Here is a 15,642-nt window from a genome sequence, read left to right as displayed (position 1 = left end):
TCCGAAGTATTTGCCCGTTTTTTGTTCAACGGTGTTAACCGATTCCAGTTTTCGGAAAATCCCGCCGACCGGGGTTTTCAGGCCGCGGTGTTGCGTTGAATGGGTTTAGGATTAAATACTTGCGAGAGTATTTACTTAATCGGGTAAGTAGTTTTATTGGTTTGCCAATGTTACCAAATTGTTAAATATATTTAATATATTCGTAAAATATTTGCGTAATTGAAAAATCCCCCTTATCTTTGCAGTGAAGTTTTAAGGTTCATTTAGGTTAGTAGTTTTAGGTTGGTTGAGGAAATCGGCAGGTTGTAACGGATTGTCCGTTACTAAGACCAAAGGAGCGGTACTCGTTCCGCGGTCGAATACCTCCGATTGAACCTCATTTTCGGAGGGGTGGTTCCCCGCCGAAAAAGAAGGTCCTAGTCGTGAGACTCGGACCTTTTTTCTTTTCCTTCCGGGCGGGAGAACGTCAGAGTCCGGCCAGTTGCTCGCGGCTCACGCTCACCTCGACGCTTCCGAGCGCGTAACACCCGATGTCGTAAGGATTGTAGTAGAACGTAATGCCTTCGGGCGTGACGAGGAAATTCTCCGTTACGCCGATGTATTCCGGAAAAAATCCTTTCGTCTCCAGCTCTTCGTCGCTCCGGACCCCGTACTGTTTGCATATATCTTCGCGGATCAGCCGGTTGAGCCGCTCCAGCTGCGCTTCGGTGAACAGGTCGGCCGTCGTGATTTCGTAACCGCCTGCCAGCGAATAGTTGTAACATTCCGTACCGTAGATGCCGTGCGCTCCGCCCGTGTAGCTCGACCGTGTGATCACGTAGCAAAGGAGCGTGTCGACGACCGACCCTTCGGATTCGGCCGAGATTTCGCCCTTCCATGCCGGGCGGGCGCTACTTTCCGCTGCGTTCCCGGGCGGCGTCATGTCGCTGGTGACCTGACGGATCGCGGCCGAAGCAGCCTCCCGGGGCGTCCCTTCGAAGTTCTCCAGTTCGAAGAAGCGGCCGATGTTCGCCCGTTCGATCGCTGCGAGGGCGGGGGAGTCCTCGGCGTTGGAGATCGAGGCGAAGCGGTATTCGAAGCCGCAGGAGAAACCGTTTCCGCTGACCAGCGAGTCGGCGCTTACGACGGTGAACTGCGGCTGGACGGGGCGTTTCGTGCAGGACCCGACCGTCAGTGCGGCGGCCAGGAGGGCGAGGGTACGGAATTTCATGGCGAATACGTTTTTATGTCTATCTGTAAAGATAGCTCAAAAAGCATTTGCGGCGTCCAAAAACGAAAAAAATCACAGTTTTTGCCGGAAAATTTTGGAGTTTCGAAAGAAGGCGTTATCTTTGCACCACAAAACCAAACCGGTGGATTCATCTAAGGGTTAGGATACATGCCTCTCACGCATGACATAGGGGTTCGAATCCCCTATCCACTACCAAACCGACGGCTGCACGCAAGTGCGGCCGTTTTTTGTTTGGGATCGGTCCGGGATTGATCCCGACCGTTTTCGCGCCTCCTCCTTTCCTTCCGATATATTCCTTCAGCGAGCCGATTCTGTTCGTTATTAAAAAAACGCTGTTGGTGATGATTGTTGTGCGGTTCATTGAATTAATTTGCCGCCGTCGCACCGGTCCTCTATTTTTGCTTCAAAATTGCAAATAGAATTTTTATTTTAATAGTATGATTATGAAAAAATTAGTGTCTATGACCATGGCTATGGCCATGATGGCCGCCCTCTTCGTGGCGTGCGGGGATGACGGCACGGACGATGAGACACCCCCCCCCGCTGTTCCGACCATTGCATTGGACGGCGGTGACATCGACCAGCCGCAGGAGATCACGACTCCGATGTCGGTCAAGGTGTCGGTAACGGCTCCCGGCGCTATTGAGGGTTTTACGGTTACGATCGACTCTCCGGCTCTGACGGCCGAAATGCTCGCTACGGTAGGCTTGGCGACCGAGTTGAACCTCGTGAATCCCGGCAGCATGGCCGAAGCGCTCGGCGCGCTCGGGTTCCCTTCCGGGGATGCAGTTTCGGGCAAAACGGCGCTGACGTTCGATATTTCGGCGCTTGTTCCGATGATTGCGCAGATCTATCACGAAACTTCGGACCACAAGTTCATCCTGAAAGTGACCGATGCGAAAGGACAAAGTACGACCAAAACGCTCACATGTCACCTGACCGCAGCTCCGACCATTGCATTGGACGGTGGCGACATCGACCAACCGCAGGAGATCACGACTCCGATGTCGGTCAAGGTGTCGGTAACGGCTCCCGGTGCTATTGAGGGCTTTACGGTTACGATCGACTCTCCGGCTCTGACGGCCGAAATGCTCGCTACGGTAGGCTTGGCGACCGAGTTGAACCTCGTGAATCCCGGCAGCATGGCCGAAGCGCTCGGCGCGCTCGGGTTCCCTTCCGGGGATGCCGTTTCGGGCAAAACGGCGCTGACGTTCGATATTTCGGCGCTTGTTCCGATGATCGCGCAGATTTACAATGAAACTTCGGATCATAAGTTCATCCTGAAGGTGACTGATGCGAAGGGTAAGAGCACGACCAAAACCCTGACCTGCCATCTGACGGGCAAGGCGGCTCTGACCTATAACAACGATGCCGATCTGTGGGCCAATACCGCGACCGTTACGGCTGCGAATGTTCCCGAAGGCGGCAGCGTGCAGTATCGCGTAAAGGGCGCCGCCGACTGGACCGACGCCGTGCTCGTCGAAGGCGCGAAGTACAGCCTCGCTCCCGTCTGGACCTCGGCGAAGAACGATGCCGAGTTGGACATTCACAGCATTCAGGCCGGTACGGGTATTTTTGCCGCTACGACTTACGAAGTGCGTGTCGCAAAGGACGGAGAGACCCTCGCCAGCAAGGAGTTCGCTACGGCGGCCGGGGATAAGATTCCCAACGGCGACATGTCGGGCTGGTCGAAGAGAATCTGGCTCGATGCCAGTAACGGTGAGTATCCGATTACTTATCCCAATCCCGAAGGCGTAAAGCTTTGGGACAGCGGCAACAATGCTTTCCTCGAACAATACAACGAGGACGGAACCCCTAAACTCTTTACGCCGCTTTGCCGGGAGGATGAAACGGAGGCCGGGACGGCGATTCTTTCCGCGCAAATGGTGATGGGCTTCGTGTTTGCCCCGGGGAATATGTTCACCGGCGATTTCAATTACACGGGTCTTTCCGGAACGGTCAATTTCGGTAAGCCCTATGCCTGGACGGCGCGTCCCCGCGCCCTGAAGGTTCGCTATAAGGCGCAGGTCGGCAAGATCGACAAAGTGGGTTCGAACGATCCCGACGGAGCGTCCTACAAGGATAAGCAGGATCGCGCGCGCATTTTCGTCGCCGTCGTCGACTGGACGGCCCAGCACGGTGTGACTTCGGGTATGACGGCTCCTACCGGCATGTGGGATCCCGCGACCATGACGAGCGTCGACGAAGGTGCGATTCTCGGTTACGGCGATCTGGTCATTACGCAGACTGCTGCCGGCTGGATCGAGGCCACGCTTCCGATCGATTGGTATGTGGAGAAAGCCGGAAAACCGGCTGCCGATAAGTTCTCGCTCGTGATCTCGTGTGCGACCAGCGTGCGCGGTGACTACCTGACGGGTTGTTCGACGAATACGATGCAGGTCGACGATTTCGAGTGGGTTTATTGATCTGAAACCAGGTACCCGGTTCAGTGCCCGCAGGGAGCAGGGCGGTGAGTAGGCAGGGTATTCGGACCGGGTTCTTCTTTCGTTTGTCCTGCTCCCGAAAAAATGCGACGGCCGCCTTTCGATAAGGCGGCCGTCGCGGCGTTGGTTAGTTAAGGTATTAAAGGTTGGTGGGGGTTTGTTTTTCGAATTTCGCCTTGAATTTGTCCAGCTGGCGTTTCAGGGCGTCGATGGCTTCGTCGACCGACTCCTCGAAGGCTTTCGACTGGTGGCAGGCCACCAGATCCTCGCCGGGCATGTGCAGCGTGATGGTTGCGAATTTGTTTCCTTTTTCGTGGTCCTTATCGAGTTTGAGAATGACCTCGGCTCCGGTCGAGCGCTCCGCAAAGCGGTCCAACTTCGCCATTTTGGCATTCACGAATTCGACGAGCCGTTTGTCGGCGTCGAATTTCACGGATTGAATCTGTACGTTCATAGCCTTACAGTTTATAAAAGTTAATCATTTGCCTCCCTTTTCGCGGGGATGGGCCTTCGCGTAAACCTCCCGGAGCTTGGCGATGCTGTTGTGCGTGTAGACCTGTGTGGCCTGCAGCGAGGCGTGCCCGAGGAGTTCCTGTATTTCGCGCATATCGGCGCCTGCGTTCAGAAGGTGGGTGGCGAATGTGTGCCGCAGCACATGGGGGCTTTTCTTGCCCTGTACGCCCGCCCTGCCCAGTTCTTCCTGCACCGTGCGGTACACCGCCGTCCGGGATATGCGTTTCCCTTTGTGTGTTAAAAATAGTGCTTTTTCCGATGAAATGCAAATATTTTGCCTCTCAATTAACCCGATGTAATGTAAAATCTTTTCGCGTACGAATTCGAGGATCGGGACTATCCGCTCCTTGTCTCCCTTGCCCCGGATGCGCAGCGACGAGAAGTCCGCGGAGAAGTCGCCGCGGTCGATGCCGACCAGTTCCGCCAGGCGCAGACCGCAGGCGTAGAGGAGGAGTATGATCAGCGAATTGCGCTCGCGGGTGAAATCCTCGGTGTCGTATTCGCATTCGCTGACGATGCCGCTCATGCGGCTTTCGGGGACGAAGGCCGGCAGTCGCCGCGAAGTCCGCAGCGAGGAGATCGGGTGTATGATGTCGCGGTCGATGGCTCCCGTGCGGAGCAGCCAGCGGAACAGCGCACGCAGCGACGATACCTCGCGGTTCATCGTGGCGGCGCTCACGCGGCCCGTTTCGGTGCGGTAGAGAATCCATTCGCGGATGTCGTCCGTGGTGATCCGCCGCGGCTCGAACTGTGCGTCGTCGACCCCCAGCCACGCGAGGAACTGCTCCACGTCGTGGCGGTAGTTGCGGACCGTGAGCGGCGAGTAGCGGCGTTCGGCTTCGAGGTATCGGACAAAATCTGCGATCATATGCGGTAAAGATAAGGAAAAACCTGTACCTTTGTTCCGAAAAAGAAATCGAATGAAGCAGAACTGGAAACCGGGGACGGTGCTTTATCCGCTGCCGGCGGTGCTGGTGAGCTGCGGCGCGGCGCCCGGGGAGTATAACATGCTGACCGTGGCGTGGACCGGGACGGTCTGCTCCGACCCGCCGATGTGTTTTATCTCGGTGCGTCCCGAACGCCATTCCCATGCGATCATCAGCCGCACGGGCGAGTTCGTCATCAACCTCACGACGCGCCGTCTGGCACGCGCCGCGGACTGGTGCGGGGTGCGCTCGGGCCGCGACTACGACAAGTTCCGCGAGATGGGCCTGACGGCCGTGCCGTCGGAAAAGGTCGCCGCGCCCCTCATCGCCGAATCCCCCGTCAACATCGAATGCCGTGTCCGGCAGGTGCTGCCGCTCGGGACCCACGACATGTTCGTGGCCGAGGTGGTCGGCGTCCAGGCCGACGAGGCCTACATCGACCCGGCGACGGGCCGGTTCTGCCTCGAACGGGCCGATCCGATCGTCTACTCCCACGGCGAGTATTTCGCGCTGGGCGAGGCGCTGGGTCATTTCGGCTGGTCGGTGCGCAAAAAGAAAAAGGCGCAGAAAAAACGCTGACGCCTCCTATTTTTCGTACCTTCGGGGGGCGTAACGCCCCTTTTATCAGCCGGAGCGTTTTGCCGGGCTGCACACGATTCGGTTTTGGATCCGTCCGGGTTTTGTGCCTTCGGTGTTGTAGCGCCTTTTTATCAGCCGGAATATTTTACCGGAATATATACGATTCGGTTTTGAACCCGTCCGTTTTTTTGTACTTTTGTTTTATGAAAACACCTCTCGTCGCCTCTTCCCTGTTGTTCGCCTCGGCGGCTCTGCTGCTGGCGGGCTGCGTCAAGATGCCCAAGCCGGTAAGCCCGGACCCCGATGATCCGGACAACCCCGATTTCCCCCCCCCCCGCGGAATACGTCTATCCTTTCGGCGATGAACCCCGGCAGGTAACGGCCGAAATCACGCTGGCGTTCGAACCCGGGACCGATCTCTCGCAGGTGCGGGTCGGAATCCCTCCCCTGAAATACAACAAGTCGCTGCTGGTGCTGCTGACGCAGGACGACTGCAAACAGGCGGCTTTTTCGACGACCTGGGCGGCGATTAACGGACGTCCCCTTTCGGACACCTATTTTTATACGGCGGCGCACCTGCGCGGCGGCGACATGCCGCCCGATACCTACGGCTTCGGCAAGACGCTCGGCTCGACCGACGGAACGGGGCGCGAAGTGCGCTTCGCCTTCACCACGACGATCTCCCCCGAATGGGATTACATGGACGCCGAGGCCACGGTGAAGCCGGGCTATACGGACAATTACTACCGTTTCTTCATGCAGAAGGGCCTGATGTGGGGCGATGTTCGGGAGATGCTCAACTACGGCGTCGGCATCGCCCTGCACGACATGAACACCCCGTCGGTCAACCTGCCCGACTCGATCCTCCGCCATTACGGCATTGCGCAGCAGATCGTCCTCGACCGCCTTTCGGGCCGCGGCTGCAAGATGCTGGCCGAACCCAACGGCAACAAGACCTATGTCACGGCGGCTATGAGCTATGATCCGATTCAGACGATTTTCGTGCAATCGGGCGGCGGGCGGCTCCGGCCTTTCGCCGTGGAGGGCGATCTGGTGAAGACTGTGCTCGACCGGGGATTCTGGCAGCCCAAGGATATCCCGGGGGTGATCGAAGCGCAGCTGGCACGTCCCGTAGCCGAGCGCGAGGCGGTGAATATCGGTGTGCACGGAACCGACCGCACGTGGTCCGAGATGCTGTTGTGGCTCAACAACACCCACGGCAAGGACGGCGACGACTGCATGTGGATGCCCGCTCCCGAGGAGTATTTCGAATACAACTACCTGCGCCGGCATGCCGTCGTGGAGACCCGGGCCGGGGAAGACGCGCTGACGCTGACCGTCACGCTGCCCGGCGGGCTGTATTTCTATTATCCGTCGCTGACCTTGAACGTTTCGGGTGTCGATCCTGCGTCCTGCACCGCCGTCGGGGGCGGCGAAACGGTCACGGGCCTCTCGTGGGCGCCCGGCAGGGAGGCCGCGGAAGGCGCGGAGGTGCTGGCCGTCAACTTCGACTGCCGGCACGCCCTGGCTGCGCATGCCGAACATTTCGTGGAGGTTTACGAGGCCGACCCTTCGGCCGCCAACCGGGCCGACGCCCGCTATTTCGTGGCGATGCTCAAGGATTCCGACCGCAAGGAGGAACTTCTCGAACGGATAAAGTAAACGCGAAAAATAACGAAAAGAGGGCGAACGGAAACCGGTTCGCCTCCTTTTTTTGTCTTTAATGCGGTTGTTTCGCGAATAATCGCTATCTTGCATGGCGTAAAATCCGGTTTCCCGTCCGCGTGGAAACCGAAACCTTTGCCGACGAGGCGATCAACCGGAAATAGGATGAAGAAATTGCTTTTCGTGTTGGCGGGGCTGGCTTTCGCACTGACGGCCGCCGCCCAGGAACTCCGAATTACGCACGGACCTTACCTGTGCGACATGTCGCAGGACGGGGTGACGGTGGTCTGGACCACCAGCAGGCCCGCGCTTTCGTGGGTCGAGGCCTCTCCCGCCGACAGCCTTGCGCCCGCACCCCCGCAGCCGCGCTATTACCAGACCGTCGCGGGCCGCAAACTGGCCGGCAGGACGCTCCACGCCGTTCGTGTCCGGGGGCTGCAACCCGGGACCGGCTACCGTTACCGGATCTTTTCGCAGGAGGTCCAGTCGTGGCCCGACGTCAACAACGTCACCTACGGAAAGACCGTCGACGCCGATGCGGCTCGGCGCCGGGCCTACGGGTTCCGCACCTTCCCGGCTGCGGGTTCCGCATGCTCCTTCCTCGTGCTGAACGACATCCACGGCAAGGCCGACTACCTGACCCGGCTCTGCAAGCATGTGGACTTTTCCGAGCTGGGATTCGTGGCCTTCAACGGCGACATGTCGAGCAGCGTCGAGAGCGGGGAGCAGCTTTTCAAGGCCTACCTCGACGCCTCGGCCGCGCTTTTCGCCGCCGAAACCCCGATCCTGTTCACCCGCGGCAACCACGAGACGCGCGGTGTCTTCGCCGACAGCCTCGGGGATTATTTCCCCGGGCAGGACGGGCGGTTCTACGGTATTTATCGCTACGGCGACGTCTGCATCCTGCTGCTCGACTGCGGCGAGGACAAGCCCGACGACCATGCGGAGTACAACGGGCTGGCCGATTACGACGCCTACCGCACCGAGGAGTGCGAATGGCTGAAAAAGGCCGTGCGCTCGGAGGAGTTCCTCACGGCCTCGGCGCGCATCGTCCTGCTCCACATCCCGCCTGCGGCCGGGGCCTGGCACGGGAGCGTCCACCTGAACGAACTCTTCGTGCCGGTGCTCAACGAAGCCGGGATCGACCTGATGCTTTGCGGCCACGACCATTGTTATTCGTTCCGGCCGGCCGGGGAGCAGGGTACGCGGTTCCCGGTCGTGGTCAACGACAACCGAAGCTACGTGCGCTGCGACGTTGCGGACAGCCTGATCCGCGTCCGGATCGTCGGTCCGCGCGAAAAGACGGTCCATACGCACGAATTTCCACTGAAACCATAATTTCAACCAGAACCTGAATCAATATGAAGAGACTCTTTTTTTCGCTGTGCGCCGTCGGTCTGTCGTGCGCAGCCTTCGGGGCGGGACCCGAGGCCAGCATCGTTCCCAAACCCCTCTCGGTAACGCCCGGCGCGGGGACTTTCACCGTAACCGCATCGACTGTGATCGGCGTCGGCAAGGATGCCGAACTGCGCCGCTCGGCCCGGATTTTCGCCGGGGAGGTCGCGCCCGTCGTCGGAGGGGTGATGAAGACCGCCGCCGGGGGTGACATCCGCCTGGCGGTGGACGGCTCGCTGGAGGCCGAGGCCTATACGCTCGCCGTGACTCCTTCGGGCGTCGAGGTGCGCGGCGGTACGCCGCAGGGCGTGTTCTACGGACTGCAGAGTCTGCACCAGCTGGTCGTCGACGGCGGAGGCGTCCTGCCCGCCGTGACGGTCAGCGACAAACCCTATTTCGCCCACCGCGGGGGCATGCTCGACCCCTGCCGCCATTTCTGGACGGTGGACGAGGTCAAGGAGTATATCGACATCCTCGCCATGCACAAGCTCAACAAGTTCCACTGGCATCTGACCGACGACCAGGGCTGGCGTATCGAGATCAAAAAATACCCCGAGCTGACGCGCGTCGGGTCGGTGCGCAAGGAGACGCTCATCGGCCACCACCACACCTCGAACGAGTATGATAAGACGCCCCACAGCGGCTATTACACGCAGAAGCAGATCCGCGAGATCGTGAAATACGCCGCCGACCGCTACGTCACGGTGATTCCCGAAATCGAACTTCCGGGTCATGCCGTCGCGGCGCTCACCTCCTATCCGTGGCTGGGCTGCAAGGGCGAAGGCTACGAGGTGCGCCGGCGCTGGGGCATCAGCAAGGAGGTCTTCTGCCCGGGTAAGGAGACGACGTTCGAATTCCTGCAGAACGTCTTCGCCGAGGTGCTGGAGCTCTTTCCCTCGGAGTTTATCCATATCGGCGGCGACGAGTGCCCGAAGGAGAGCTGGAAGCAGTGTCCGCTGTGCCAGGAGCGCATCAAGGCCGAGGGACTGAAGGACGAATTCGAACTCCAGAGCTACACGGTGCGCCGCATGGAAAAGTGGCTCCGCGAGCACGGCCGGAAGATCATCGGCTGGGACGAGATTCTCGAAGGCGGCGTTTCGCCCACGGCGACCGTCATGTCGTGGCGCGGCTCGAAGGGCGGCATTGCGGCGGCCAAGGCCGGCAACCACGTCATCATGACGCCCAACGTCCATTGCTACCTGGACTACTACCAGACCAAGACTCCCGCGAAGGAGCCGATGGCCATCGGCGGCTATGTCCCGATGCGCAAGGTCTACGAACTGGACCCCTACGACCAGCTTACGCCCGGGGAGCGTTCCTACATCCTCGGCGTGCAGGGTAACCTCTGGACCGAGTACATCGCCACGTTCCCGCACCTGAAGCACATGCTGCTGCCGCGCCTGGCCGCCATCGCCGAGGTGGGCTGGTCCTACGACCGCAAGGATTTCGACGACTTCAAACACCGTATGAACTCCCTGCGCAAATGTTACGATACGGCGGGGCTGAACTACGCCACCTATTTCTTCGAAGGCAAGGACGAATAACCGTCCGGTCTGCAAAAACATCCCCGTAATGTATTGGCATTACGGGGATGTTTCGTTATTTCAGGGCCGTGCGGTCAGTTTCCGGCCGGCGTCTGCCCGACGACCTCGATCCATTCGCCCTTCCGGAGCGCCCGCACCGAGTTGTCGTACATCGCCTCGCAGTAGACCGAGGGGAGGTAGTAGCGGCCCTTGTAGGCTGCGGTCAGCTTGATCGGGATCTCCTTGCTCTCGCCGCTCCGGAGGTCGAAGTAGCTCAGGACCCGGTCGTCGCGGATGTCCTGGTAGGTGACCGCCGAAAGGTCCCGTTCGGAGGTGATCTCCCAGCCTGCCGGGACGATGTGCGTCAGGGCCAGGTCGGCGTAGCGCTCGTAGCCGCTGGTGTTCGTGATGGTCACCACGGCGTAGAAGTCCGTCGATACGGCGACCGATTGCGGGTCGAGCGGCGCGCCGTTCATGTCCCGGTAGCGGACGTCGATCTTCAGGCCGCTCGCGGCTTCCGCCTCCTCGCCCTTGCCGGGCGTGTAGCTCTGGCTCACGACCAGGTAGAGGCTGCCCGTGCCGGTGTTCTTCACCTCGGTCTCTGCGGTGAGCGGCATGGAGGCGATCGACTTGGCGCTCCGCAGCTGTTCGCGGCCGACCCGGGCGTCGATGCCCGTCTGTCCCGTGGAGGCGAAGTTGACCAGCGTGTTGAGCATCCAGGCCGTCGACTGCGTGCTCAGCCACTTGTCTTTCTTCAGGATGTCGGACATTGTGAGGGCCGTGCGGAACGCCGCTTCGCGCTGTCCTAACAGCGTCTGTGTCATCAGCACGATCGCCATCTGCCGTTCGGGACTGTTGTAGGTTCCGTCGTAGGGGTCGGCCTTCGGAGCCGCCGTGTTGGCGGTCTGTGCAGTCAGCTCTTCGGCCACCTTCCGGTTGCCGTCGAGGGCGTAGGCCGCGGCCAGCAGCCATCGCGCATCGCTGCCGGCCTGCGCCGACTTCTCCCGCAGGCGGTTCATGGCACCCCGGTCGGGTGTGCCGCCGAGGGCGAGGACGTATTGTGCGTAGGCCAGCGTCAGCGGATTGTCGAAGGTGCTGCCGCGCAGGTATTTGAGCGCGCGGTCGAGCGTCGTCCGGTCGACGGCGTAGCCGTATTTCGCGGCCTCGGTCATGAAATGGACCGCATAGGCCGTGCCCCACTCCGAGGGTGAGGTTCCGCCGCTCCAGTAGGCGAATGCGCCGTTGGAGAGCTGATAGCTCCCCAGCCGCGACAGGACGCTCTTGATATTGCGGTCGATGTCCTGCAACATCTCTTCGTCGCACTCCGCGACGGAGGGCAGGTAGAGTTGCGGGAAGGCTCCCGAGGTGATCTGCTCGATGCAGCCGTGGGGGTAGCGCACGAGGTATTCGAGGCGGCGCGAAAGGTCGATCGGAGGAATCGACGAAAGTTCCAGACGGGCGGTCCCGGAGGCTTTCAGGGGCTTCACCCGGACCGTTTCGCCCGGCTGGAGGATGTGCTCCTCCGAGGTCGTGACGTAGGGATTCGGCTCCCGCACGTCGATCTCGATCTCCGAGGCGGAGTTGTCGTCGGAAGAGGCCGCCGTGACGCGGACCTTCCCGATCCCGGTCTGCCGGCCCGCCTTGAGCCGGAAGGTGACGACCTGTTCGCCCTCGTCGCCGAGGACGACGCTCCGGCTCTGCGGCCCGACCACGGAGAACGCTTCGTTCACGGTCACCCGGACGTCGGTTTTGCCGACCCCTTTTTCGAGGGCGAAGACCGTGACCGGGAGTTCGATCTCCTCGTCCGTGGAGACCACGCGGGGCAGGGTCGCCTGCACCAGGAGCGGCTTTTTCACGGCGACCTCTTTCGCCGCGGAGCCGAAGGCGCGGCCGTTGGAGGCTACGACCATCACGCGCACCGATCCGAAGTAGGGCGGCAGCGCGATCCTGTGGGTGTTGGTCTTCCCGGCGGCCAGCCTCTCGGCGCCGAGGAACCGCACGACGGGTTTGAACCGCTGCGCCCGGAGCGCTCCGGTGTTGGGCTGCTCGGCGTCGCCGCCGATGGCGAACAACTGCTCGATGCGGCCGCCGTAGGCGCCGATCACATAGTCGAACAGGTCCCACGTGCGGACGCCCAGCGCTTCGGTGGCATTGAAATAGAGGTAGGGGTCGGGCGTCTTGAAACGCGTCAGCCCCAGCAGCCCCTCGTCGACCAGCGCCAGCACGTAGCTCATCCGCTGGCCGTTCTGCTCGCGGACCCGGATCGTGATTTCCGACTCGGGCTTCACCGACTCGGGCATCTCGACGACGGGCGCAAGGCGTGTGCCGACGTCCTCGACCGGAAGCCGCAGGACGCCGAACAGCCGCATCGGCGCATCGTTGAGCGTGTTGCCGTGGGGCTGTACGAGGGTCACCGAGACGTAGACGTTCGGGGCCATGCCCTCCCTGACGGGAATTTCGAAGGAGGTCTGCCGGTCGGTGCACTCGATCCAGCGGCTTTCGCGCACCGAACTGCCGCTCTCGACGCTCACCAGCGCCCGTGCGCCCGGGGACGAAGGGATGGTGATCTTCGCCCTGTCGCCCGGCACGTATTTGTCCTTGTCGCGGGCGATGGCCAGGCGTGTCGCGGCGTCGGTCACCGAGGAGACGTCGCCCCGGTAGTCGGACGACGACACGCAGACGACGCACGTCGCCGAATGCGCCTGCCGGGCACCCGTCACGCGAACGAGGTAATAGCCGTAATCGCCGGCGCTCCAGCGCATCGTGACCTGTCCTCTGCCGTTCGAGAGGGTGGTCCGGAGGGTTTTGTACTGGGCGTTGAGCGCGCTCTTGGCGTAGCGGGCCTGGGAGGCCGCCGACGAGGCGTCCCACCACCAGTAGGAACTCATCCTGTAAACCGTCACGGTCGCCTCCTCCGTGCCCGTCACGGGGCGGCCCCGGGCGTCGAGCAGGACGAGCCGCAGCGCATGGTCGCGTTTGCTGTCGAGGTATTCCTCGCCCCAGTCGCTTTGCTGGGCGGTTACGCCGATGCCGAAATAGGCGTCGTAGGGCGAGACGGCCGCGATCTGCTGGTCGACGCTGAAGTCACCGCTCTTTTCGAAGACCTTGACGGTGAATTTGCCGCTCAGCATCCCCGGACTCAACCCTTCCAGCGAGGAGAGCCGGTCGGTGGTCAGTTGCAGCGTGCCCTTGGCGTCGGTCGTGCCGGAGACGATCTCCCGCTCCTCGGGGGCGAACTGCTTCGTGGCGTCGTCGAACGAATAGTCGGCATAGCCCTTGAAGCGCGTCGGGATTTGCGACAGCTGCGCCTGGAGCGTGACCTTGGACCCTGCGGCCGGTGTGCCGTGCAGCCACCGGGCCGTCAGTCGGCCCGTGAACTCCTTGGCGTCGACGGTCTGTCCGTCGCCCAGACGCATCTCGATCTTCATCCGGTTGGGTTTGACGGCGTCCACGCGGATGTTTTTCTCGAACACCGCGCCGCCGAAGGCCGCCTTCGCGCGCCAGATTCCCGTGGGGGAGGCGGGCGTCGTCTGTAATTTGAATGTATGAATCCCGTCCGAAGAACCGCTGCTGACCGCCGACTGCACCAGCTGCCCGTTGGGGTTGTAGAACTCCAGCGACGCCGGGTGGTTCTCCGGCAGCGGGTTGTCCGAGGCGACGATCAGCGTGAGGTAGATCTCGTCGCCCGGGCGCCAGACGCCCCGTTCGCCGAACAGGTAGCCCTTTATCCCCTTCGTGTCGGTCGTGCCGCCCACGTCGAAATTGCTCAATGAAAGCGCCGCACCCCGCTCCACCCGGACGAAGGCCGCGTCGCCGTCCGCCTCGGCCAGAACCATGTAGGGTTCGTCCCCGCATTTCAGCACGGCCCGTCCCTCGGAGTCGGTGACGGCTTCGGCCAGCTGTTGGTTCTGGCGGTCGTAGGCCCGGACCTTGCAGCTGCCTTTCGGGAGCGCCGAGACCAGGTCGGTGGTGTAGACGACTATCTCTCCGTCGCCGCTGCTCTTGCAGATGATGCCGATGTCGGACTCTATGACGACCTTCGACCGCTCGGCGTAGGTCCGGTAGTCGCCGAAATAGTAGTCGTAGTCGTTGTCCCCGACCGGAATCAGCGGGTCGACGCCCTTGATTTCGAGCAGGTACATCGACTTTCGGCTGTCGGTGATCAGGCGGCTGAGGTCCAGCGAGTAGCTGTTGGTGCGGTCGAGCCGCGTCGAGGCCTTGCCCCCCAGGTCGATGGTCGTGTCGCGGACGACGCGGGAGACGTACTCCATGTCGGAGAAATAGGTGTCGCCGTAGTAGTTCCGCTGGAAGAATTGCAGCAGGTTGTTGGCGAAGATCTTCCGCACGCGGACCCGCGCCCGGGCGAAGTTCACCGATTCGAACAGCAGGCTCATGCGGTTGGACGAGGGCAGGATGGAGCCTTTGCCCGTGAAGCGGATCGCGGGAGCCTGCGAGGGTAGCACGGCCGTGAAGGTGCAGCTTTCATCGAGCCGGCGTCCCGCCTTGTTCTGCACCTCGCGGCTGATTTCGACCTCGTAATTGCCCGTGAGTTGCGTTTCGGGGTAGATGTAGAGGCGGTTCCGGTCGACCGAGGTCCGGAATTTCGGGTCGAAGCGGATCAGGCTTTTGAAATCCTGGTTGGGCTTGAGCGGCTCGGAGAAGGTGACGACCACGGCCAGCGGCTCGGTCTGCACGGTATGGTCCAGTACGATGTATTCGCCCTTGCGGGGGACCTCCATCTCGACGTTCCGCTTCGGGTCGAGGTCGAAGTCGAGGGTCAGCTTGTAGCTTTCGTCGCTGCGGGTCGGGATGTTCTCGACCCGGTATTTGTGGACCGTGCCGTCCTCCGAATGGGTCCATGCCACTTCGGGCTTCAGAAGTCCCTTGATCCTGAGCCGCTGCTCCACGTAGTCGGCGGCGGCGTAGTCCGACGAAACCGTTTCGCCGACCAGCACGTAGTATTTCAGGTCGTCGCTCTGCTGCAGCCAGCAGGGGTTGTAGGAGAACCGCAGTTTCGGCGTCGAGAATTCGAACTGGGCGACGCCTCGGGCCTTCCCGCCGGTGAGTTTCGACGCGTCGAGCGTCACCTTGTAGCGGGTGTCGCTTTTCAGGGGCGATTTCGGGACGATGCGCAGCATCCGCACGCCCTGCCGGGAAACTTCGATGTCGGCCGCCGGGGTGAACGATACGGCGTCCTTCAGGTCGCCTTTCGCCAGCTCGACGCCCTCGCGGAGGGTCACCTGGACCGGCATCCGGACGCCCGAAAGTCCGTTGGTCGACGACTCGACGATGTCGCTCGCCGGGCGGCTGCAGGCGGCGGACAGCAGGACGATGAGGGCAAATAATGCGGCGCGGAATGTTTTCAT

9 protein-coding genes and 1 tRNA gene are annotated in these 15,642 nt (G+C 61.4%); 6 read left to right on the top strand and 4 right to left on the bottom strand.

The features are described from left to right. Positions 1-466: 466 nt before the first annotated feature. Entirely contained in the window at positions 467-1,210 is a 744-nt protein-coding gene (locus tag ACGHP5_RS04485; protein ID WP_390568134.1) for an RsiV family protein, read from the bottom strand. A 141-nt stretch (positions 1,211-1,351) separates the two neighbouring features. Here ACGHP5_RS04485 and ACGHP5_RS04480 point away from each other — a divergent pair. Continuing rightward, a tRNA-Glu gene (locus ACGHP5_RS04480) sits at positions 1,352-1,426 on the top strand. A 248-nt stretch (positions 1,427-1,674) separates the two neighbouring features. After that, positions 1,675-3,657 (top strand): PCMD domain-containing protein, encoded by a 1,983-nt coding sequence (locus ACGHP5_RS04475; RefSeq protein ID WP_390568133.1) that lies wholly within the window; start codon positions 1,675-1,677, stop codon positions 3,655-3,657. Between the two features lie 157 nt (positions 3,658-3,814). Here the strand turns inward: ACGHP5_RS04475 and hpf are convergent, their stop codons facing one another. Together hpf and ACGHP5_RS04465 are read right to left on the bottom strand one after the other, a co-directional pair. Further along, complete coding sequence (gene hpf / locus ACGHP5_RS04470) at positions 3,815-4,129, bottom strand: ribosome hibernation-promoting factor, HPF/YfiA family (RefSeq protein WP_290533754.1); 315 nt, start codon at positions 4,127-4,129, stop codon at positions 3,815-3,817. 24 nt (positions 4,130-4,153) lie between these two features. Then, positions 4,154-5,056: a tyrosine-type recombinase/integrase gene (locus ACGHP5_RS04465; RefSeq protein WP_390568132.1), complete on the bottom strand. Its 903-nt coding sequence runs from the start codon at positions 5,054-5,056 to the stop codon at positions 4,154-4,156. A 52-nt stretch (positions 5,057-5,108) separates the two neighbouring features. Here ACGHP5_RS04465 and ACGHP5_RS04460 point away from each other — a divergent pair, with 52 nt between their 5' ends. From ACGHP5_RS04460 to ACGHP5_RS04445, 4 genes are all read left to right on the top strand, one after another. After that, positions 5,109-5,693, top strand: a complete 585-nt coding sequence (locus ACGHP5_RS04460) for a flavin reductase family protein (protein ID WP_290533756.1) — start codon at positions 5,109-5,111, stop codon at positions 5,691-5,693. 303 nt (positions 5,694-5,996) lie between these two features. Next, entirely contained in the window at positions 5,997-7,355 is a 1,359-nt protein-coding gene (locus ACGHP5_RS04455) for a hypothetical protein (RefSeq protein ID WP_390568131.1), read from the top strand. 168 nt (positions 7,356-7,523) lie between these two features. After that, positions 7,524-8,696: an FN3 domain-containing metallophosphoesterase family protein gene (locus ACGHP5_RS04450; protein WP_337771396.1), complete on the top strand. Its 1,173-nt coding sequence runs from the start codon at positions 7,524-7,526 to the stop codon at positions 8,694-8,696. Positions 8,697-8,719: 23 nt separating this feature from the next. Then, positions 8,720-10,297 (top strand): beta-N-acetylhexosaminidase, encoded by a 1,578-nt coding sequence (locus ACGHP5_RS04445; protein ID WP_390568130.1) that lies wholly within the window; start codon positions 8,720-8,722, stop codon positions 10,295-10,297. A gap of 74 nt (positions 10,298-10,371) precedes the next feature. Here ACGHP5_RS04445 and ACGHP5_RS04440 read toward each other — a convergent pair whose 3' ends face one another. Further along, complete coding sequence (locus ACGHP5_RS04440; RefSeq protein ID WP_390568129.1) at positions 10,372-15,642, bottom strand: MG2 domain-containing protein; 5,271 nt, start codon at positions 15,640-15,642, stop codon at positions 10,372-10,374.

Origin of the sequence: Alistipes sp. i18-0019-D1, assembly GCF_042852885.1 — a bacterium.
Lineage (GTDB): Bacteria > Bacteroidota > Bacteroidia > Bacteroidales > Rikenellaceae > Alistipes.
Note: the sequence above shows the minus strand (reverse complement) of the source record. Positions and strands in the feature narration are given on the sequence as shown.